Below are 21715 nucleotides of genomic sequence, written 5' to 3' on the forward strand. Positions count from 1 at the left end.
TTGCAGCGCATATTTACCCAAATAATTGTCGTTTATTGTCATCTTTCGCTATACTTGTTTTCATCTTTCTCAAATACCTGCCTGATCATGATGACCCAAAACCCCGATGCTAATGCCGAGTATGCCAAATTGCATGTGCTCTTAGTTGATGACGACGAATTTTTGCTAGAGCTTATGCAAGTAACACTCCGTGACTTGGGTGTTGGCTCTGTTACCCGCGCACTGAATGGATTTGAGGGGCTCAATACTTATAGACAAGCTCATCCGCGCCCGAATTTGATCATTTGCGACTTGTGTATGCCGCAATTAGGCGGAATGGAATTGTTAAGCCATTTAGCGCTGGATGCATGCCAAGCTGATATTCTAATTATTTCTGGCCACAATCTGGTACCACCAGTCGATAAGCATTGGAATCTATCCAACTACAACGGGCCTATTTTAAATCTGGCGGAAAAGATTGCACGAATTCAGGGTCTCAAAGTGCATGCGAGTTTTGAAAAACCAATTACGCGCGAGAAAATCATTCAGATGTTGGACTTAGTACTGACAGAAAAAGCACCAAAACCAGTCGTCAAGTGACACTATGAAGTGACACTACTACCTATTTCACAATAGACGAAATGACGAAATAATATGCGTCTGTTGTGAATAAGGCTGCGCCAGCAAATCAAATCAACCAGGAACCCACAACATGATATTAGGATTACGCACCGTCATTTATCCGGTCAACGACATCGCCGCTGGCAAAGCTTGGTACACCGAAGTATTAGGACAAGCTCCCTATTTTGACGAGGCTTTTTATGTGGGGTTCAATGTCGGTGGCTTCGAATTAGGACTGATACCGGATGCGGTTGCCGGAACACAGGGAGCACAAGCATTGTGGGGAGTGGCGGATGCACATGAAGCGATGCAGCGCCTTCTTAGTTTAGGTGGTACGACGCTAGAGGCAGTCACCGACGTAGGTGGAGGAATTCTGGTGGCAGCAGTGCAGGATCCATTTGGCAATCGTTTTGGGATTATCCAGAATCCCCATTTTGATCCTAGCGCAGTGCGTTGAATGTTACTCGCGCCGCTGCGCCACCAACCAACATGGATCGGATTGATTTAGCTTGGTTGGTTTGGTTGATTTACCTGTTTAGTTCGCCTGCCTCGCTACTATTTCTAACGTTCAATCCAGAAAAAGTACCATTGCCGCAATTCCCAATAAAACGACGGCAACAGCAATATTAATAGCCCGCACTAGCCAGTAATGTGACCGCACCCGACTGGCAATAATTCCACCCGCAAAGATCGCCAGCAAATCTGCCGGGATCGCCGTAATGGGAATCAAAGACGATAGGAAAAACATTCCCATTGCCGAATGTTGATGCACAAATTGCGGCATGAACGACAAGAAAAAAATAATCGTTTTTGGATTACTCAACTCAATCAAGACACCATTCAAAAACAAGCGCCAATAGGCCTCGCGTGCGATCAAATTTGTTGACGCCTGAGATTCAGTTTTTTCCACGTCTGTCGACGCTTGTTGTGTCTCCGATTCAAATGCAGCACGCAAAGAATCGTAGGCCAGATAAGCCAGATAAGCCGCGCCCAAGTATTTAATCACCTGCAATAGCCATGGAAATTTGACGGCGACCAAGCTCAATCCTAAGGCTGCAAATAAGGCGTGCAGCATGCCCCCTACCGCTAAGCCAAGAGATGATGCTAAACCACCGGCAGAACCAAACTGCACGCTTCGGGATAAAACATAGGCCATAGAAGGCCCGGGTGATGCGCTCAATAATAAACCTGCAGCGATCACAGTGAACATTACACTTAGTTGATCCATGTCGTTTTTCCTTTTAAAAATGGATTTCGCATTTGCTTTGCCTGTAGCAATTCAGCTTCGGGCAGGACGGCCAACCCTTGGGCTGTGTCTTTCTCTTGGATATTCATGCGCAAGTAAGAAAAGTCTTGACTCACTTGTTGCAACAGATGCTCACCCGCTATCAAACTTGGCAGTCCATGCCTTGAAGTCGCCACCATCGGACGTATCTCTGACTGATAGTCGAATGCAGCGAAAAATGGCATTGAGAACCGCTCCTTACCAGTGTTTAAAACACGGTGCGGGTTAGAGCGATAACGACCACCAGAAATGACTTCGGCCATGTCGCCGACATTCATCACCAAGGTATCAGGAAGCGGCGGTGCGTCCAGCCATTCCCCTTTCACATTCACCGTCTGCAGACCCGGCATGGTTTGATATAGCAAGGTAAAAAATTCGTAATCGGTATGGGCGCCCATCATGCTGTGACTATGGGCTTCACGGCAGGCTACTTGGTTTTCTGGGTAATGAATCAAACGCAACTGTGCGGTTGGTTTACGCATCATATTCGTCAAGGTGTTGAAGCGTAAATCGAGCGCGGCTTCGATCGTATGCGTCAATAACTTTGCCAAGAAACTGATCGCTTCGTAATAGCTGTATACCGCTCTCTTAAAGCCCAATAAATCCGGCCAAGTATTCGGGCCATAGAAAATATTTCCCTCTAAAAAATCCTTGTCCTGCGCCGGCAATTCCAAGCCGATGTCATAGGCTTCGTATAAACGCATTGCCTCATCGGCATACATGCCATTCTCAGAAAAACCGACATAGCCCGAGTGTCGCGGCGCCTTCGCGATATCGTACTGACTCTTAAATTTTTCCGACAACGAAAAGAAATGCAAAGCGGCGGCTTGTGCAGCCGCAATCATTTCTGGTGCGATGCCATGGTTTTTCAAATAGCAAAAACCAGTCTGCGTGAGCGCAGTATCTAAGGATTTCACCAAAGTGGCATCATTTGGATAACGTCTGACTTCAGAAAGATCAATGACTGGAATCATATACATCCCTTCTCTTATTGAAAAAAGAGCATGATATCAAAAAGAGAAAACATATAGGAAGCTCAAAAATTCAAGTCGGTTCTTCTACTTTGCGCCAATTTTCGCCCAATTCACCGCGCATTAAATCCCTGATCCAAGCTGAATAAAAACAATTTTCACCTAGCGACTAAATTAGGTACGCCATACCACTTTCCTTTTTCAAAATAGGAAATGAAAACCAAACATAGTAACAATGTTGCTACTAGTTCAATCAATAAACAAATTTCAAAAAACCACTTGCATATTGAAAGTGTGACGATAAACTGGCTCACATTGGATTCACACCAAATTAATACCACTACAAAACCATAATAAGCCATCAACAAGTTATTGATAGGCAAATAGTGAATCCTGAGAGCTTTGTGACACCCAATGTAAAAGTGGGATCAACAAAGGGGGAGGGAAATTTCTCATCCTGCCTGGACATAGAAATAGCTTGAGCTATTCAACAGGTCATAGATGAAATTTTCAGGTTAAGTCTGGAACCGAAAATTCAGGCATATATCCAAAAAATGGGGAAGACAAATGACACACACAGCAACAATCCGGCTGGCGTTATTCACGCTCGCCGTCAGCACCTCTATCTCGGCACTAGCCACAGATACCGCTTCAAGCGCACTTAAAAATCCATTCAAAACAAGTCGCGCTAACGTCACCAAAATAACGACGCTTGCTGCATGCACCTCGCCCGCATGGAATGCAAGCACTGTCTACACAGGCGGCATGAAAGCGTCTTATGACAATAAAGAATGGAGTGCCAAATGGTGGACGCAAGGGAATACACCCAGTACCAGTGCGGATAGCCCTTGGAAATTAATCGGTGACTGTGGAGGTGGCACGGGCGATCTAGGTACGTCAGACCCCGTTCTCACGACCGTACCTGCGCCAACAGGACATGCACTCTGCCGCCCCGACGGCATGCTCGCCACCGCCAATACCAATACACCTTACTGTCTCGCTTACGACACCAATGGCCGTGAAAAAATAGGCAATTTAAAACGTCGCATCATAGGTTATTTCACCAGTTGGCGTACTGGCAAAGATGGCAGTCCATCCTACCTTGCGCACAATATTCCATGGGATAAACTCAGCCACATCAACTTCGCATTCGCGCATGTTGATGGTGCCAACAAGATCTCTGTTGGTAGTGAAACAGATCCGAATAATTCTGCGACTGGTATGCAATGGCCAGGTGTTGCTGGTGCTGAAATGGATCCTGCATTGAGTTACAAAGGCCACTTCAATTTACTCAATAAATTCAAGAAACAATACCCCAATGTCAAAACTCTGATCTCAGTCGGCGGCTGGGCCGAAACCGGTGGTTATTTCGATGCGACTGGCAAGCGGGTCAATAGCGGCGGTTTCTACAGTATGACAACCAACGCAGATGGTTCTATCAATACCGCAGGCATCAATACGTTTGCCGATTCAGTAGTAGCCTTCTTACGCAAATACAATTTCGATGGTGTTGATATTGATTACGAATATCCAACATCGATGAAAGATGCAGGTAATCCTAGCGATTGGACTATTGCGAATGCACGCCGCGCTGGTTTGATGCGCAGTTATGGGACTTTACTCAAAACGCTCAGAGAGAAATTGGATACGGCCGCAGTCATCGATAATCGCTATTATCAAGTGACCGTTGCCGCGCCAGCATCTGGCTATTTATTGCGTGGTATGGAAAATTTCTCTGCCCTGCAATATCTGGATTTTGCCAACATCATGAGCTATGACTTGCATGGCGCATGGAATGAATTTGTTGGTCCGAATGCCGCCTTGTTTGATGATGGTAAAGATGCAGAATTAGTGCGTTGGAGTGTCTACACCTCTCCTCAGTACGGCGGTATTGGTCATTTGAATACGGACTGGGCTTTCCACTATTTCCGTGGAGCGATGCAATCAGGTCGTATCAATATGGGCGTTCCTTATTACACCCGTGGTTGGAAAGGCGTCACTGGTGGCACTAATGGTCTCTGGGGTAAATCCATCGGCAGCAATTGCCCGACTGGTGTTCCCAATTGCGGTGGTGGCGCAGTTGGTATTGACAATATCTGGCACGACCTGGATGAGCAAGGCAAAGAATTAGGTGGTGGTGGAAATCCTATGTGGCATGCTAAGAATTTGGAACGCAATCAGTCCGGCACTTATATCGCCAGCTATGGCCTGACACCAGCAACAGATCCTGATGACAAACTGACTGGCACTTACACCCGTTATTACAATGCGACTCTGGTCGCCCCTTGGTTATGGAATGCACAAAAAGCCGTATTCTTATCGACGGAAGACGAAACCTCGGTACAGAAAAAAGCCCAGTGGATTATTGATCATGGCATAGGTGGTGTCATGTTTTGGGAGCTGGCTGGCGACTACGACTGGAATGCCTCCCGCAATAATGGGCAAGGTGAATATTTCATGGGTAGCACTTTAACCCGCTTGTTTAATACAGCCTTTCTCAATGCGCCGGCATACGCGAATAAGCTCAGTACACAAGCAGCAACTCGTGGTGCGATAGACGTTCGCTTCGAACTCAGCGGCTACAAATTAGGTGATGCAAACTACCCTATCAATCCCACTTTAAAAATCACGAATAATTCGACATTTACTTTACCTGGTGGTACTGAGTTTCAATTCGATATTCCAACCTCGTCACCAAACACCATGGCAGATCAATCTGGCTTTGGCATGAAGGTAATCAGTTCTGGTCACACCGGAAATAATATTGGTGGATTAACAGGCGACTTGCATCGTGTGTCTGTTAAGTTACCAAGTTGGAGCACCTTGCCTCCTGGCGGCAGTACTTCTATCGCTGTCGTTTATTACTTACCGATTTCCGGGCCAACGAATTTCGCGGTTTATATTAACGGTAAGCCGTATGCCATTCGTAGCGAACAGCCGCATCTCGCTTACATAAAATAAACAGCCTTCCCAAACACGCAATCCAACCCGTGACACCTGACTCGTATCTCGCTGAAAGTCAGGTGTCTCGTATGTGCTTCTGTAGCACTTTTATAGCGCTTTTATAGCACTGTCATTGGATCTTAAACGCATTTTCTGCACACGATTTTGGAGAAAATATCATGGCATTACAAAATCAAAATATCTCAAAAGCACTCCTCAGTTTTTTACTGTTTGGTGGTGCTTTATTAAACCAGGTTGATACCTACGCTGCAACGCCACTTCCCAGCAACGCTGCAGCATTACCAGCTTGCGGTAATTGGCAGGCCAGTAAAGTCTATCTCAAAGGTGATTACGTCATCGCTAACAACACCAACTGGCGTGCTAAATGGTGGACGCAAAATAATGAACCGGGTAAAAATGATGTCTGGGAAACTCGTCCGACTGGTGAATGTACTTTCGATGGCAATACGGATCCAGGCACCGGAACACCAAAAGGCATTCCCACCAAACAAGAGGCTGAAGCAGCAGAAATCAGTAAAACTTCCAGCCCACTTTTTCAACAAATCAAAGCTTCAGTGCGTACGCTAGATACCGCATCGGTGGAAGCCGTTACACCTGGAAGAGCCGCCAACCCGGTGAATGTCAAACGCGTGGAACGCTTGCTTTCATCTAATGACTGGCAAACCCTGTTTGTAATGCGCGACCAAAGTTATACCTATGTCCGTTTTCTACAAGCGATTGCTAAGTTTCCAGCGGTATGCGCAGACTATAGCGATGGCCGGAATGCCGATGCGATTTGTCGCAAAGGTTTAGCCACCATGTTTGCCCACTTTGCCCAAGAAACCGGTGCACATGACCCTAATTCAGCCACACCACAATGGCGTCAAGGTCTGTATTTTTTAAAAGAAGCCGGATGTCGTGATGACGATACGAGTTGCGGTTATAACGCCGAATGTGATCCAGCTACCTGGCAAGGGCAAACCTGGCCTTGTGGCAAAAATCCGAATGGTAGTTTTAAAAAATATTACGGCCGTGGTGCAAAACAACTGTCCTACAACTACAACTATGGTCCTTTCTCTGATGCGATGTTTGGCACCGTGCGTACGCTATTAGATAAACCTGAACTAGTTGCCGACACCTGGCTCAACTTGGCATCTGCAGTATTTTTCTATGTCTATCCACAGCCACCAAAACCATCTATGTTGCACGTGATTGATGGTACTTGGAAACCGAATGCAGCCGACGCTGCTGCCAATATCACAGCAGGTTTTGGTGCCACCATTAACATCATCAATGGCGGTATCGAATGCAATTCAGGCACAGATAAACCACAAGCAACTAATCGCATCAGCTATTACAAAAGCATGGCCAATTATTTTACAGTGCCAGTCCCCACCACGGAAGCACTCAGTTGCGCAACACAAAAACCGTTCCCGGCGAATGGTGGTGGCGCGCAACTACTCAATTGGGAACAAGACTGGAGCTATGACCCAACCCGCGCGGATGGGAAAAGTTATGCCTGCAAACTGGTCAATTATCAAACCCCGTTTAATGCTTTAAAAGCGGGAGATTACGTCAAGTGCGTTGAATATTATTTCAAAGTCGTTTTAAAGTAAAAATCTAACGATGTGCCGTGCACATCGAAAGCGCAAAGCCGGCATCACATCAGCACGGCCGGTGTGATGCATCAAAAAAATGGGAGACACAATGAAACAACAATTACGATGGAGTTTGCGACTACTCGTCGCGACGGCGAGTCTGATGTTAGCAAATTTTGCCAGTGCGGCAGAATGCAATCCATGGAGTGCTGGCACCGTCTATACGCAAGGTTTATATTCAACACACGTGGGTAAAACCTGGCGTGCCAAATGGTACACACAAAACGAAGCACCTGGTAGTAGTCAATGGGGGCCATGGGAAGAACGCCCTGCCTCAGAATGCAGCGTAGTTATTCCACCTGGCGGTGATGGCAGCGGCATTCCTGAACCTACGCCAACCGTAGGTAAACATCTGGGCTCTTATTTTGCACAATGGGGCATCTATGGTCGCAATTACAAATTACGTAATTTGGTCGATACCGGTAATGACAAAAAACTGACCTTCCTCAACTACGCATTTGGCAACATTTACGCCGATGGTAAATGCAATATCATCACCAAAGCAGAAAACGGCAATGGCGATGGTGGTGATGGCTGGGCCGATTACCAACGCGGCTTCGCGGCGAACGAATCAGTTGATGGTGTAGGTGATAGTTGGGATGCCAAACTCAAAGGCAATTTCAATCAACTCAAAAAACTCAAATTGCGCAACCCTAATTTGAAAGTACTGATCTCTCTCGGTGGTTGGACCTGGTCGAAAAATTTCAGTAAATTTTCGATGACCGATGCATCTCGTAAAGCACTGGTAACGTCTTGCATTAACTTGTACGTCAACGGCAACCTACCAAGTGCCGAAGGTGCCGGTGGCGCTGGTGTTGCCAAAGGCGTTTTTGATGGTTTCGACATTGATTGGGAATATCCTGTTGCAGGTGGTTTACCGACCAATACCTATAACGCTGCAGACAAACAGAACTTCACTTTATTGCTCGCTGAATTCCGCGCACAATTAGATGCTCTCGCAACGAGTAACAAACGCAAGTACTATTTGACCGTCGCTATCGGTGCAGGTGCTGACAAAATTCGCAACACCGAACCAGGTTTATATAGTAAGCATTTAGACTGGGTCAATGTCATGACTTACGATTTCCATGGCGGCTGGGAAGCGACAGGTCCGACGAACTTCCAATCCAACTTATATCGTGATCCGGCCGCACCAGTCACAGGTGATTTGATCAAATATAACGTTGATGACGCTGTCACTGCTTTAATCGCTGGCGGTATACCAAAAGCAAAAATCGTCGTCGGTATTCCTTTCTATGGACGTGGATGGAAAGGCGTTGCAGCTGGACCTAAAGGTGACGGTTTGTATCAAAGCGCAAGCAGCCCCGCTGCTGGAACTTATGAGGCTGGAATAGAAGACTACAAAGTCTTAGTACAAAAACGTGCGACTCGATATACCCACGCTGTCACTAAACAATTGTGGACCTATGACGGCAATGAGTTCTGGAGCTATGACGACCCAAGCGTGATTAGCACCAAATCTAGTTACGTTAAAACTCAAGGACTTGGTGGATTATTTAGCTGGTCTTTGGATGGCGACGACGCGCAAGGCAATTTGCTTAAAGCGATGACAGCTGTCAGACAATAAATCCAAAGTCAGAGAGCGCATGAAACAAGCTCGCCTATAGGATAAATTTTCATTTTTCACAAACGACAATCAGTGCTGTCCACGTTCTCCCCAAGGAATTTAGGCGGCACTGATTTAGTTTGGGAATTTTACGAAATAATTTTGATTATTTTCAATCATCTGCATTAAGTCCGAGATTGCCTAGATTGAATAGATTAAATCCTTAAAGACTTAAAGGATGCCCCAATAAATTATTTCTAAGAGGCTGATAATCAGGATGTATTCTATATTCATCAAAACATAGCAATCGCAAAACTTCAACAGGCCGGCGATACCAACTACCCCATGCCAAAGCTGAATCACCAAATGCATCACGCCGTTGACGATCAGCACCTGCATCGAGCAATAGTTGTACCGTTTCTGCAGTCCCACATGCCGCAGCCCTATGCAATGCAGTCTCAGCACGAGTTCGGCTATCCCGCATAAATGAGCTAGTCGATGCGTTCGCAATGGTAGCGATATTGACATCCGCCCCAGCAGCTAACAATACCCGCAACACCAAGTCATACTTCGTTCGATCATCATGACATAACGCCGCATGTAAAGCAGATTCATGGTTTATCGGGTCACGGTGATTTACATCCGCTCCACGCTCAAGTAAAAATTCACACAAGCGCCAATGCCCGTGAAATGCTGCGCCCCTTAAACCAAGATCCTCACCCAATTCATCTAGTCGTGCGCCCGCATCTAAAGCAATGCGCATTGCACTGACATCGCCGTAATAAGCGCACCACTGCAAAATACTTGCGCCGCCTATCGGATCGTTTATGTCGACGGTAGACAGTTTGAGTAAATCAAAGATTAAATCTGTGCGCCCAGCAGAAAACCGAGCATGCAAACTTTCCATAGTTTTGTCTTTCATGTCGATTGCCTTCTTAATTTTCGTAAAACAACGACTAATCTACTGCACACTAAGTAATTTATTTAATGAGCAAAATCGCCTTCATCAAACTTGACTGCCTTCAGATGCTGTTGGCAAATCACGCTAATTTCTCCAGGCGGTTGCCCCGAAACTAGGGATGAGGCACTATTTACGAGCTACTCAATATTATGTCATCGAATGAGGCCAATATTTGCGGCGATTCTTTAGCTCTATTACATCTATTACATCTGTCACATCTACCAATCCTACTAAACGCATCATGATCTGGCTGATGCATTAATTTTCCTTTTGTATTCCATCAATCGTGGTAATTATTTGTGGAAGTGAACATTGGCTCAACTTCGACCGTCAGTTTCGGATTGGCACCAAGTTGATAAGTGAAATTCAAATAATCACCAGCGCTAAAATCAGCGTTGAAGCGACGTGGGCACGTCAACCCGGAATCATAGGTATTGAGCAGAATATTCTGATAGACAGTAATCGTGGTTAATAACATGGGACTATATCCGCGTGGAACTTCGCTTGGTATCTGCAAGCGTGCCGCAGGCAAATGCCTTCCCTCTATCGTCTCCCAAGTATGGATCGATTGTCGGTCAACACATAAAATGCTGCCGAGATCAAATCTACGGTGCTCTAAAGAATTTACCTGATCATTTGAACTCTGCGTAGACAATTCTTCGTCCATATCTAACAAACAAAGCGAGACTCGAATTTGTTCAGGAATCAATAAAGCATCAGGTGCCTGCTGCATCATGTGCCTGGACAATGCAAGCTGCGGCTCTTTTTCTAAGTTGGCTTGCATTACCTCCAATAAAATGATGTCCGGTTTTTGCGCACTTTCAATCTGATAGTGTGCAGCGTCGATAGTCGTAATTTCTGCGATGTACGGCTGCAATCCCAAATGCTCCGCTATGCGCATTACGGAATCTATAGACTTTACATGGATATCGATAAGCCTGATTTGTACTTGCTGTGGCTTGAGGCTCAGCATGAGAGGCAGCACTAAGAATGCGTATGGGCCACACCCGACGTAGAGCAAAGTCACCGGCCGCGCGCTATTTTTCAAATACTGTGCGCAAACCGCTTGATAGGCGCCACGCATAAATTGCACAGTGCGGACAAAATCTTTCGCACACAGTGCAGCCGCGTGAGGCGACAAGGCTAAACCATGCACAGTTTGTGTTTCTCCCTTGCTGATATCCTGATCTGGAAGTAGAGGAAGTTGCCCCAAACTCTCTAACAAATCTAGCAGTGCATTGACCTCTTGAAACAAACTCGATGCCGGTCTCTCGGGACTAAGAAGCGCGTTCACGAGCGGCAGTAACTTTTCTCTCATCAGCATCAGTTAATCAATTTCAAAAGGTCGCGAAGAATTTCATCACGTGTAATATTGGGTGATCTCTACTATACATTTTCGTGAGGAAGTAATTTAAGATATTTTCTAATCAGCAAAACAAAAAAGCCGCAAATATTGCGGCTTTTGTAGCATTTAGAGCAGTCTGTGACTTTCTATTTTGCGCTACCCATCTCCACCAAGATATGCAGCACCGTAGTAACAAAATCTGATTTCATGTGAATAACACCGAAAACATAACAACATCTGATTTATTACGCTTCAGCAGCGATCACTTGCGACGCAGCATTAATCACCGCAGCAATCCGACCGACATCACGCAACTGCGTAGTAGACATACCTTCTTTGCGTAACAAATCAAAGTGTGACTTCACGCAGAAATGACATTTACCGACGATAGAAGCGGCCAAGGCATACATTTCAAAGCGGCGCTTATCGACACCACCATTCGTCGCATAAGCATTCATACGCAATTGTGCACCTTGCGTTTTCAGATCTTCATCGTCAGCCATTTCAACAAACGGGTACCAAACATTATTCATCCCCATTAAGGAAGCAGCCGTCATAACAGCCTGCACTTCTTCCGGCGCGATATGGCCAGAATTTTTGATCAGATCAATCAAGACCTTACTCTTCGCCGCAAACGCCGCCGCCAAGGCAACCGCTACAGCATCATTAGCTTCCAAACTCGAACGTGCAATCGTACTATCCACATTCAAGCGTATATCTTTAGCATAATCAGGAATGCTATTTTTAATCGAAGTAAGAAATTCCATAGTTTTCACCTATTAAAAAGCGTTTTTAAAACCCGCCGAAGCGGGTTGATTGTACTGCGAGCACCATTATTAACCAATGACTGGTTAGCCGTAATCATGATTTGAAGTTCAGAATATTCGAATACATCATCACAATAACGAAATAATGCTAGAACAATTCGACAATTAGAAATTCAATTTTAGGAGGACAGGGCTAGGCGCTTCCCGGAGCAATACACAAGTATTGCGAGGACAAGCAACAACGCCATGTCCCCTACAATTGAATTTATAGTGTCGAACCGCCGACTGTACGATTACATGGGCAGAGCTCATCCGTTTGCAAACCATCCAAAATACGCAGGATTTCAGTTGGATTACGGCCTACGTTCAAGTTGTTCACAGAAACGTGTTGAATGACATTGTCTGGATCAACGATGAACGTTGCGCGCAAAGCCACACCAGCATTCACATCACGTACACCCAACATATCCACCAAAGAACCTGTTGCGTCGCCGAATGCATAGTGATTCAACTTGTCCAGATCTTTGTGCTCACGACGCCATGCCAATTTGCAGAATTCGTTATCGGTAGAGCCACCCAACAAAACAGTATCGCGATCTGCGAAATCATTCGTCAATTTAGCGAATTCAACGATTTCAGTTGGGCAGACAAAAGTGAAATCTTTTGGATAGAAATAGATCACTTTCCATTTACCTGGGAAAGAAGCTTCAGTAATCGTTTCGAAAGCGGAAACACCGTTTTCTTCGTGATGATTAAAACCTGGCTTAGCTGCTGGTACGCTGAATGCGTCGAGTTTTTGTCCTACAGTTTTCATTGATTTCTCCTGATAAATTAAGCTGAGTTAAAGCTGAGTTAAGGCTGACTATTTCTGTGGTTTCGTTAAATTTAATATCAACAACGAATTCGGTTTCAAAACATCAAGAAGAAGTTTATCACTATGAATTTTACTTATCCAATAGATTGTAACTAACAACTCATTAGCGAACGCCTAAAGGGCAACGACAATTTCTTTCAATGACATCCCATCCATCATAACTGGATTCGACTAAATCAATATGACAGAACAATAAAAACGCGCCTATTTAAATCTCATAATGAAAACTAGGCACTCCTGATCCGTCCATGTACCTTAAATGTGGTAAGTGCAAGTCAAAATACAATATTTCTATACTCAGCCGTTATAATCTCGCATCTTAATTTATTCAATGAGTTCGCCGTGTCTGATCGATTAGCCGTACTGCCTCAATATTTCTTACCCAAGTATTTACTAACTGCCTTTGCCGGCTTAGTCGCCAATGATCGTGGTGGCCGACGCACTACCCGTTTAATTAATTGGTTCGTCAAAAAATACCATGTCAATATGCAGGAAGCGGCGAATCCCGATACTGCAAGTTACGCTAACTTCAATGAATTTTTCACCCGCGCATTAAGAGCCGATGCGCGTCCGATTACAACTTCAAAGTACGCTTGCCCAGTCGATGGTGCGATCAGTGAATTCGGAAATATTAACGAAGGCCAGATTTTTCAAGCCAAAGGTCATTATTTTTCTGCCACCGCCTTAGTCGGTGGCGATGCCAGCCTTGCTGCAAAATATCACGATGGGCAATTCGCCAATATTTATCTAAGTCCACGTGACTATCACCGCATTCATATGCCTTGCGATGGTCGTTTAAAACGCATGATTTATGTTCCTGGCGAATTATTTTCAGTCAATCCAACGACAGCTCGCGGCGTTCCTGGCCTGTTCGCCCGCAATGAACGTGTAGTTTGTGTATTTGACTCACCGTATGGCGAATTCGTCTTGGTTCTGGTCGGCGCTACGGTCGTTGGCAGTATGCAGACTACCTGGCACGGCATTATCAATCCACCACGCAGCAAGCAAGTACGCGAATGGAATTATGCTGAACAAAATATCGTCTTGAAAAAAGGCGAAGAAATGGGGCGTTTTTTACTTGGCTCTACGGTCGTCATGCTATTTAACAAAGACAGCATGCAATTCAATCCGAATTGGAAATCCGCTGGCTTTGTGCAATTTGGTGAAGAGATGGGTGCTTAATTCGGTATCGCTGTCACTTTGCAATTGAATTGAAGTGAAGTGACAGCCCTGCAAATCTCTACTATTCCGCAACTTCTATCGAACTTCAGCACATTTTTCGCTGAACCTGAATTTCCATTCCCCCTACTTGATTGAGCTAGCGCAAGTTTTATGATCTTGCGCTGCACAATTTTCTTGCATGCGCTTGAAAATTGATAGATAATCTAAATACGAATTATTCTTATTTAGATTAAACTCCAATTTCGATTAGGCTGACTCTATGAATACGCTACAAGCCCCACAACTTCCACGCCGATTTGCGACTGGGTCAGTGATTGCGTTATTGCATGTAGTCATATTCGGCTTAATTATCCTCAACCCAGTCAAACATTTTCAGCACGCACCAAAAGAAACCATCGTGATGATGGTTCCGAGCATATTACCTAAGCCAGTGACACCCGTTAGCAAGGAAGTTAAAACGACTAATCCGCTCAACACAGCAGCACCGGTAGTACAGCAACTTGCAATTCAACACACTACACAGGATGCAATCACAGCAGCGCCGACAACAGCAGAGCTTACACAGCCAGTGATAACTGCGCCAGTTGCCGCCGCACCTACCATTGCAAAAGTTGAACCCGCTGGCCCTAAAGTGATTAATGCAGTTGAGTATATTCAAGCACCACAAGCGGACTATCCACCAATGGCACGTCGCATGGGCGAAGAAGGTCGCGTGGTCATGCAAGTCTTGGTAAACGACAAAGGTCGTGCTGAAAAAGTAGAAATCTTGAAGTCTTCCGGCTTTGCCCGCTTAGATGAATCCGCCAAAGTGGCTTTATTGCGTGCTTTGTTCAAACCTTATGTTGAAGATGGCAAAGCGACGATGGTCTTGGCAACTGCGAGTATCAATTTTTCACTGCGCGGCTAAGTTAAATAATTATCTACTAATCATCCTCTAATAATTTTCTAGAGCTGTGAAAAATACATTCGCAGCTGCACGTCAAATACTCAACAAATCTCATCATTCTTCATGAGCAGACTTTTGCGCAACATGAATTTCTTGAATAACCAATTTGAAGTCCGAGAGCACAATTACAAGCTATTCACACAAATCGTCTGAATACTAAGTGATCCCGAATCGTTTCCCATGATGGTTCGAATTTGTGCCAAGTAAATAGTCGAAGTTTGATCCGCTAAATAATTTCAATTAAGGCATCGCTTTCGACTGACAAATTTTGTCAAAATGACGTTTATCGGAATGCGATTGACAAAGATCGTCAATAATTACAGTCTTGATCGGCTCCAATTCGTCATTTATGGGCGATAAGCTCAAAAATAAAGTGTGGCACAGCTCTTGCGTTATGGAAATCGTAGTTCTTTAATGTTGGCCGTTTTAATTAAATCTAAGGAGTTTGAAATGAAATCCACTAAAATGATGACACGCACTCAACAAGGTTTCACCTTGATCGAATTGATGATTGTAGTTGCGATTATCGGTATTCTGGCTGCTGTAGCATTGCCAGCTTACAAACAATACACAGTAAAAACTCGTTTCGCTGAAGTAATTGCGGCTACTGGCGGCTTAAAATCAGGCGTAGAAGTATGCGCACAAACTGGCTCATGCCTCACTGCAGGTGCTATCGCAGGTATCGCAGCAGGTGCTGGTGACATTCCTGCAATCCCTGCTGCCAATAACCACGTTGCATCAGTAGCTATTACAGCAACAGGTACAATTACTGCAACAGCAACTTCAAACAATGGTTTAGGTGGTCAGACATATATTTTGATCCCAACATTGACAGCGGGTGGCCAGGTAACATGGGATACCGTTACAGGCACTTGCTATACAGGAACACCAAAAATCTGCTAATCAACTTTTAGCAACTAAGCAATACTTGTCTTAGCAGACTAATTAATCCCCTCGTCTTTTTCACAAAGCGAGGGGATTTTCATTACAACACTCTTACATTAAGCTACTACTGTTTTTTCGTCACACTGATCTTGTGAATGAAAATCTAGGGAGATTATGCAAACTATCTACGCACAGATAAATAATCTCATTTGCCAAACTTAAATGATCACAAATTGAATGATTTTTTATCAATGGCATCTATAGTAAGATGTCACATAAGATATCAAAGGTAGGGTACCGTGAACACCATCAATACAATGGCTCACAGGTAAGAGCGCTCAAACTACAGTCTAGCCTAATGCACCATTAGACTTAGATCACGGGTATCAAACCCAATTCCCAGCATCTGCAAACAATATTCGCTTGATGCATTCAGCTAAATTATTATCGAAACATTAGTAATTTAAGTGGCTTATCTAAATACTTACAGAAGTATACAAGCCAGGACAACAAAGTGCGTCGATTTATTCGGGTAAAGTCTCTTTAAACGATGGCCGCTCCGCCAACTTATCAGCCAACTTTGCCAGATTCGGGTATTCTTCGCGCCACGCGATGGCCGGAAAACGGAATGCCAACCAACCCAGGCAACACGCCACACTAATATCTGCTAGCGTCAAATGATTGCTAACGCAAAAAGCAGACTCACCCAAACCTTGTGACATCGCCTTTAAACCTGCATTCACTTTATCCATCTGACGATTCACCCAAGCTTCGCTCTGAATCGCCTGATCACGCATAGTACGCTCCAAACGCACCAATACAGCGGCGTCTAAAATACCATCTGCTAATGCCTCCCAACTTTTCACTTCAGCACGTTCGCGACCATGCGGCGGAATCAATTTGCCGACCGGTGTTAGAGTGTCCAGATATTCAACGATCACACGTGAATCAAACATCGCACCGCCATCCTCCATCAAAAGGCAAGGTATCTTGCCCAAAGGATTCGATTGCTGGATCGTGGTCTCAGGTGCCCACACATTATCAAGGATTAAGGCGTAATCCAGCTTTTTCTCCGCCATCACAACGCGGACTTTTCTAACGTAAGGACTGGTAAGGGAGCCAATGAGTTTCATAAGTGTTTTTGCGTAATTTATTAACAAAAGTTGTTCATTAACAATTACATAGCGAGTTTCAATTAAGCGAAATTATAGCATTGCCACTAGCAAAGTACGGGCATCCCGGCTTAGCAATTCACCATCATCTTTTAGCGCAGCAAAAATGCTCGCTAGCCATGTTAAAATACCCGCTTTCGTTTTAGGTGTTTTGTAGAAATTAAGGCAAGTTAAGCTATTTTTCTCGGGCTTTATTTGTTATTGCAAAACGGTAGAAAAAGTAGAAAATTCTGTCTGTCGGTTTTTCACCTCATGGCTTCACAATTTTTAATACTCTTTTTCGTTGTTTTTTGCCTGACAAAGACGCCAAAACTCTAAGCATCTGAGCACCAAGCATCTGAGCACCTAAGCAAACAAGCTCCTCAGTAATTAATGCTACATAACGCCGCACCTCGTCTGCACGATCGTATTTAACCGCCTCTTCAACTTCTTCTTTATCCTATGCCACTCTCTACACTCTCCGCTCTTTCTCCATTAGATGGACGTTACGCGTCTAAAGTGGATGCGCTACGCTCCACTCTCTCTGAAGCTGGTTTCATGCACCATCGCGTAAAAGTTGAAATCTCCTGGTTGCAAGCTTTGTCACTAGCTGGATTCGCTGAGATCAAACCTTTTTCAGATGCGGCGAATGCCTTGCTCAATCGCATCGCAGCAGATTTTTCAGAAGATGATGCAGCCCGTATCAAAGCGATTGAGGCGGTCACCAATCATGACGTCAAAGCGGTTGAATATTGGTTGAAAGAATCCGTCGGCTTAGCGCTGCCAGAGAGCTACAATCATTTACCGCAACGTGCCTTAAACATCGCTCCGGAAATCACTGCGGAATTAAAAGCGGCCGCAGAATTCATCCACTTTGCCTGCACGTCAGAAGACATCAATAATACCTCTCACGGCATGATGTTAAAAACAGCGCGCGATGGTGTGATGTTGCCAGCCTTGAATAAATTAATCGCGCGTCTGACAGAAATTGCGCATGACAATGCCGAAGTTCCTATGTTGTCACGTACTCACGGTCAAACTGCCAGCCCAACGACTTTGGGTAAAGAAATGGCCAACGTGGTCGCTCGCTTACAGCGCGCTGCACAACGTATCGCTCAGGTTGAGATTCTCGGTAAGATGAACGGTGCGGTAGGCAACTACAACGCGCATTTATCTGCCTACCCACAGCATGATTGGGAAACTTTTTCCAAAAACGTGATTGAACAGCATCTAGGACTGACATACAACCCATACACAATTCAAATTGAACCGCACGACTACATGGCTGAAATGTTCGATGCATTTGCCCGTGCGAATACGATTTTGCTCGACTTAAATCGTGACATCTGGGGTTATATTTCAGTTGGCTATTTCAAACAAAAAACCAAAGCAGGTGAAATCGGTTCTTCCACCATGCCACACAAAGTTAACCCTATCGACTTCGAAAACTCCGAAGGCAATCTGGGCTTGGCAAATGCTTTACTCAAGCACTTATCTGAAAAATTGCCTATCTCGCGTTGGCAGCGTGACTTGACGGATTCTACCGTCTTGCGCAATATCGGCGTCGCATTCGGCTACACTTTATTGGCCTATGACAGCTGCGTGCGTGGCTTGAATAAATTGGAAACCAACCAAGCACGCTTAGCAGAAGATTTGGATAACACTTGGGAAGTATTGGCAGAGCCTGTGCAAACAGTCATGCGTCGCTACGGTGTGGAAAATCCATACGAGCAATTGAAAGAATTAACACGTGGCAAAGGCATTTCTAAAGACGCTTTACGTGAATTCATTTTGGGTCTGAGTATTCCACAAGAAGCCAAAGATCAATTATTGACCATGACCCCGGGCAATTACACTGGCATTGCGGCTAAATTAGCGAAAGCAATTTAATCGTACGTTCAAGATGCATCGGTAAATCTGCCGATGCATCTTGAAAAAATGGGCGCCAGAGACTTAGTTTCTGGTGCCCATTTTGTTTTCTAAAATTAGCATTCTGGTTAGATTCTCAGCCTCAATTGCAGGAGTCGGCTATCAATTCAAGCCGGTTCAAGCAGACTTCGATTTTTTTTGCTATATTAGTCCTACTTCGAACTAATTTCCATTTTAGGAACTTTTATGCAACGCTATTCCACTACTAGTATCGTCTTGCATTGGCTCATCGCACTCTTGATCGTCGCTACATTTGCCATGGGATGGTATATGACCGACTTAAAAATCAGCCCCACCAAACTGAAACTGTATTCATGGCATAAGTGGTTAGGAGTCAGTATTTTCGGATTAGTTGCATTGCGCCTGTTAATTCGTTTAATAAAAGGTGCACCTGCATATCCAGACACAATGCAAACCTGGGAAAAACAGCTGGCGAATGCGATGCACGGCATGCTGTACGTACTGATGATAACCGTTCCCCTCTCAGGCTATCTGTACACCTATGCAGCGGGATTCCCGGTGGTGTATCTAGGCTTGATCGAATTACCCGCATTCATCGACCCTCATCCAGAGTGGAAAGAAGGCCTGAAAGAATTGCATGAAATGCTGACGACAGGGATGTTGATACTAGTCGGATTACATTTTGCAGCAGCACTCAAACATCACTTGATTAACAAAGATGGCATATTGCAACGCATGTTGCCTGCGCCTTTCAACAAGGAGTAAACATGTTTTCTATCGCAAATTTAAATGCTAGCACCAAACTCGGCAAAGACATCAGCAAGCACCTTCTGATTGCTGCAGCGGTTTGTGCATCTGGCAGTATATTGGCGGCCAATCTCAATGTCGACAATGGCAAAAGCAGCGTGCACGCGGTCTTTAAACAGATGGAAGTTCCTGTACAAGCCAAGTTTAAAAAGTTCCAAGCCACGATTGATTACAACGCCGCCAAACCTGAGCTATCTACAGCCAAAGTCGATATCGATGTCAGTAGCATCGACTTGCCTGCGCCTGAATACAATCAAGAAGTGCTGAAAAAAGAATGGTTCAACGCTGCGCAATTCGCTAAAGCTAGCTTCGTTTCGACATCAATGAAATCACTCGGTGCTGGCAAATTAGATGTCAGTGGAAATTTAAGTATCAAGGGAAAAACTATCGCAGTGCGCTTCCCTTTACAAATCAAAACAGAAGGTAAAGCACTCAGTTTTGAAGGCAATTTACCTATCAAGCGCCTGCAATTTAATATCGGTGAAGGTGAATGGAAAGATACCAGCATGGTCGCCGATGAAGTCGTCATTCAATTTAAAGTAGTCACCAACCCGTAATTCTTATTTAGGAGCTTCACCATGAAATTAAATCATTTTTTTGCTATCGCTTTATTCGCTGTTGCAGCACCAAGCTTTGCTCAAACTTACAAAGTCGATTCCAGACATACCTATCCAAGTTTTGAAGCAGATCACAAAGGGATTTCCGTCTGGCGTGGCAAGTTCACCAAAACCGAAGGCACGATCACGCTGGATCGCGCCGCGAAAACTGGCACCATGAACATTACTATCGATGCAAACTCTCTCGACTTTGGTTTGCCTGCTATGAACGATCATGCTAAAAATAAAGATATGTTCAATGTACCGCAATTTCCGACGATTACTTATGTTGGCAAATCCATGAAATTTGATGGCGATAAATTGGTTGCAGTCGAAGGCGAATTAACTTTATTGGGCGTGACCAAACCAGTTAATTTAACTATCAACAAATTCAAGTGCATTGAAGACGCGATGACTAAGCGCGAAACTTGTGGTGCGGATGCCAGCGCAGAATTTAAGCGTAGTGATTTCGGTATGAATTTCGCGCTGAACTGGGGTTTTTCTCCTGACGTAAAATTAGCAATTCAAGTCGAAGCAGCCAAAACAAATTAATCTTTTCAAGAGTAACGATTGCAGATTGGAATCGACCTCAAGTAGAGCATTCCAATCGCAATCAACACTAATCTCCATGCTAGAAAAACGTTACTTACGCAGCATACGTCTGTTATCAGAATGCATGCAGCTTTTCGAAAAAGCCTCCGCGAAGCGTGTGCGGGCAAAGGGATTTACTGAGTCTCAATTCGATATCATCGCGACCTTAGGCAATACCCCTGGGATGACCTGCAAAGAACTCGGAGAAAAGACCTTGATCACCAAAGGCACCTTAACCGGCGTCTTAGATCGTCTGGAAAGCAAGGGCTTGATTCAACGAGAACGCGGTGAAGATAGACGTCAATTATTTATCAAATTAACTGCAGTAGGTGAAGCACGCTTTAATGAAGCCTTTCCAGAAATTGTCAGCCAAGGTCGCAACACCTTTCGCGACTACAAGCAAGAAGATTTTGAAGCACTGGAAGCTCAACTACTTAAGCTCAAAAACACCTTGAGCAACGACGCATCCTAGACCGCTTACTTTTTTCTAGCTTACTTCTTACTAGCTTACTTACTAACTTACTTACTTACTTACTAACTTACTTACTAGCTCGGGTACTAGCTTAGGGTAAGTTTAGGCAAAGCTTTGACGTGATTTAAAAGTCTGACCAAACAGGAAAAAAGGGCAATAAAAAAGACGAATCATCCGTCTTTTTTATTGCCCTTTTTCACCTGAAGCACAAGTAATCTTATTTG

At 44.6% G+C, this 21715-nt stretch carries 20 protein-coding genes; 13 read left to right on the forward strand and 7 right to left on the reverse strand.

The window, feature by feature from the left end:
• Positions 1 to 87: 87 nt before the first annotated feature.
• Both H8K55_RS02110 and H8K55_RS02115 read left to right on the forward strand, forming a co-directional pair.
• Positions 88 to 579 carry a response regulator gene (locus H8K55_RS02110; protein WP_186940380.1) on the forward strand — a complete coding sequence of 164 codons (492 nt, stop codon included), beginning with the start codon at positions 88 to 90 and terminating at the stop codon, positions 577 to 579.
• A gap of 112 nt (positions 580 to 691) precedes the next feature.
• Positions 692 to 1057, forward strand: coding sequence for a VOC family protein (locus H8K55_RS02115; protein ID WP_186940381.1), 366 nt, complete (start codon positions 692 to 694; stop codon positions 1055 to 1057).
• A gap of 111 nt (positions 1058 to 1168) precedes the next feature.
• Here the strand turns inward: H8K55_RS02115 and H8K55_RS02120 are convergent, their stop codons facing one another.
• Both H8K55_RS02120 and H8K55_RS02125 read right to left on the reverse strand, forming a co-directional pair.
• Positions 1169 to 1828 (reverse strand): LysE family translocator, encoded by a 660-nt coding sequence (locus H8K55_RS02120; protein WP_186940382.1) that lies wholly within the window; start codon positions 1826 to 1828, stop codon positions 1169 to 1171.
• Complete coding sequence (locus H8K55_RS02125; protein WP_186940383.1) at positions 1816 to 2859, reverse strand: isopenicillin N synthase family dioxygenase; 1044 nt, start codon at positions 2857 to 2859, stop codon at positions 1816 to 1818. The genes H8K55_RS02120 and H8K55_RS02125 overlap by 13 nt, the downstream gene beginning before the upstream one ends.
• Before the next feature lie 564 nt (positions 2860 to 3423).
• Between H8K55_RS02125 and H8K55_RS02130 the strand changes: the two genes are divergently transcribed.
• The 3 genes from H8K55_RS02130 (at position 3424) to H8K55_RS02140 (ending at position 9045) form a co-directional block, all read left to right on the forward strand.
• Positions 3424 to 5817 carry a chitinase C-terminal domain-containing protein gene (locus H8K55_RS02130; RefSeq protein ID WP_230408455.1) on the forward strand — a complete coding sequence of 798 codons (2394 nt, stop codon included), beginning with the start codon at positions 3424 to 3426 and terminating at the stop codon, positions 5815 to 5817.
• Between the two features lie 161 nt (positions 5818 to 5978).
• Positions 5979 to 7415 carry a glycoside hydrolase family 19 protein gene (locus H8K55_RS02135; protein ID WP_186940384.1) on the forward strand — a complete coding sequence of 479 codons (1437 nt, stop codon included), beginning with the start codon at positions 5979 to 5981 and terminating at the stop codon, positions 7413 to 7415.
• Between the two features lie 91 nt (positions 7416 to 7506).
• A complete protein-coding gene (locus H8K55_RS02140; RefSeq protein ID WP_186940385.1) occupies positions 7507 to 9045 on the forward strand; it encodes a glycosyl hydrolase family 18 protein in 1539 nt (512 codons plus the stop codon).
• Between the two features lie 202 nt (positions 9046 to 9247).
• Here the strand turns inward: H8K55_RS02140 and H8K55_RS02145 are convergent, their stop codons facing one another.
• The 4 genes from H8K55_RS02145 to H8K55_RS02160 form a co-directional block, all read right to left on the reverse strand.
• Positions 9248 to 9946: an ankyrin repeat domain-containing protein gene (locus tag H8K55_RS02145; RefSeq protein ID WP_186940386.1), complete on the reverse strand. Its 699-nt coding sequence runs from the start codon at positions 9944 to 9946 to the stop codon at positions 9248 to 9250.
• 319 nt (positions 9947 to 10265) lie between these two features.
• Positions 10266 to 11279 carry an SAM-dependent methyltransferase gene (locus H8K55_RS02150; protein ID WP_222612325.1) on the reverse strand — a complete coding sequence of 338 codons (1014 nt, stop codon included), beginning with the start codon at positions 11277 to 11279 and terminating at the stop codon, positions 10266 to 10268.
• A 296-nt stretch (positions 11280 to 11575) separates the two neighbouring features.
• On the reverse strand, positions 11576 to 12097 hold the full coding sequence (locus H8K55_RS02155; protein WP_186940388.1) for a carboxymuconolactone decarboxylase family protein: 522 nt from the start codon (positions 12095 to 12097) through the stop codon (positions 11576 to 11578).
• Positions 12098 to 12362: 265 nt separating this feature from the next.
• Positions 12363 to 12911 (reverse strand): peroxiredoxin, encoded by a 549-nt coding sequence (locus H8K55_RS02160; protein WP_186940389.1) that lies wholly within the window; start codon positions 12909 to 12911, stop codon positions 12363 to 12365.
• 402 nt (positions 12912 to 13313) lie between these two features.
• Between H8K55_RS02160 and asd the strand changes: the two genes are divergently transcribed.
• The 3 genes from asd (at position 13314) to H8K55_RS02175 (ending at position 16002) form a co-directional block, all read left to right on the forward strand.
• On the forward strand, positions 13314 to 14153 hold the full coding sequence (gene asd / locus H8K55_RS02165) for an archaetidylserine decarboxylase (protein ID WP_186940390.1): 840 nt from the start codon (positions 13314 to 13316) through the stop codon (positions 14151 to 14153).
• A gap of 259 nt (positions 14154 to 14412) precedes the next feature.
• Positions 14413 to 15060 (forward strand): energy transducer TonB, encoded by a 648-nt coding sequence (locus tag H8K55_RS02170; RefSeq protein ID WP_186940391.1) that lies wholly within the window; start codon positions 14413 to 14415, stop codon positions 15058 to 15060.
• 489 nt (positions 15061 to 15549) lie between these two features.
• A complete protein-coding gene (locus H8K55_RS02175) occupies positions 15550 to 16002 on the forward strand; it encodes a pilin (RefSeq protein WP_329604985.1) in 453 nt (150 codons plus the stop codon).
• A 506-nt stretch (positions 16003 to 16508) separates the two neighbouring features.
• On the opposite strand, the gene H8K55_RS02180 is transcribed toward H8K55_RS02175, so the two are convergent.
• On the reverse strand, positions 16509 to 17117 hold the full coding sequence (locus H8K55_RS02180; protein WP_186940392.1) for a glutathione S-transferase C-terminal domain-containing protein: 609 nt from the start codon (positions 17115 to 17117) through the stop codon (positions 16509 to 16511).
• A gap of 480 nt (positions 17118 to 17597) precedes the next feature.
• Between H8K55_RS02180 and purB the strand changes: the two genes are divergently transcribed.
• The 5 genes from purB to H8K55_RS02205 all read left to right on the forward strand — a co-directional run bounded on the left by purB (position 17598) and on the right by H8K55_RS02205 (position 21491).
• Entirely contained in the window at positions 17598 to 19025 is a 1428-nt protein-coding gene (purB, locus tag H8K55_RS02185) for an adenylosuccinate lyase (protein WP_186940393.1), read from the forward strand.
• Positions 19026 to 19250: 225 nt separating this feature from the next.
• Positions 19251 to 19790 carry a cytochrome b gene (locus tag H8K55_RS02190; protein ID WP_186940394.1) on the forward strand — a complete coding sequence of 180 codons (540 nt, stop codon included), beginning with the start codon at positions 19251 to 19253 and terminating at the stop codon, positions 19788 to 19790.
• A 2-nt stretch (positions 19791 to 19792) separates the two neighbouring features.
• A complete protein-coding gene (locus H8K55_RS02195) occupies positions 19793 to 20389 on the forward strand; it encodes a YceI family protein (protein WP_186940395.1) in 597 nt (198 codons plus the stop codon).
• Positions 20390 to 20410: 21 nt separating this feature from the next.
• Positions 20411 to 20980, forward strand: coding sequence for a YceI family protein (locus H8K55_RS02200; RefSeq protein ID WP_186940396.1), 570 nt, complete (start codon positions 20411 to 20413; stop codon positions 20978 to 20980).
• A 76-nt stretch (positions 20981 to 21056) separates the two neighbouring features.
• A complete protein-coding gene (locus H8K55_RS02205) occupies positions 21057 to 21491 on the forward strand; it encodes a MarR family winged helix-turn-helix transcriptional regulator (protein WP_230408456.1) in 435 nt (144 codons plus the stop codon).
• The last annotated feature ends 224 nt before the right edge of the window (positions 21492 to 21715 follow it).

The sequence above is a fragment of the Affinundibacterium flavidum genome, assembly GCF_014284175.1.
GTDB lineage: Bacteria > Pseudomonadota > Gammaproteobacteria > Burkholderiales > Burkholderiaceae_D > Undibacterium > Undibacterium flavidum.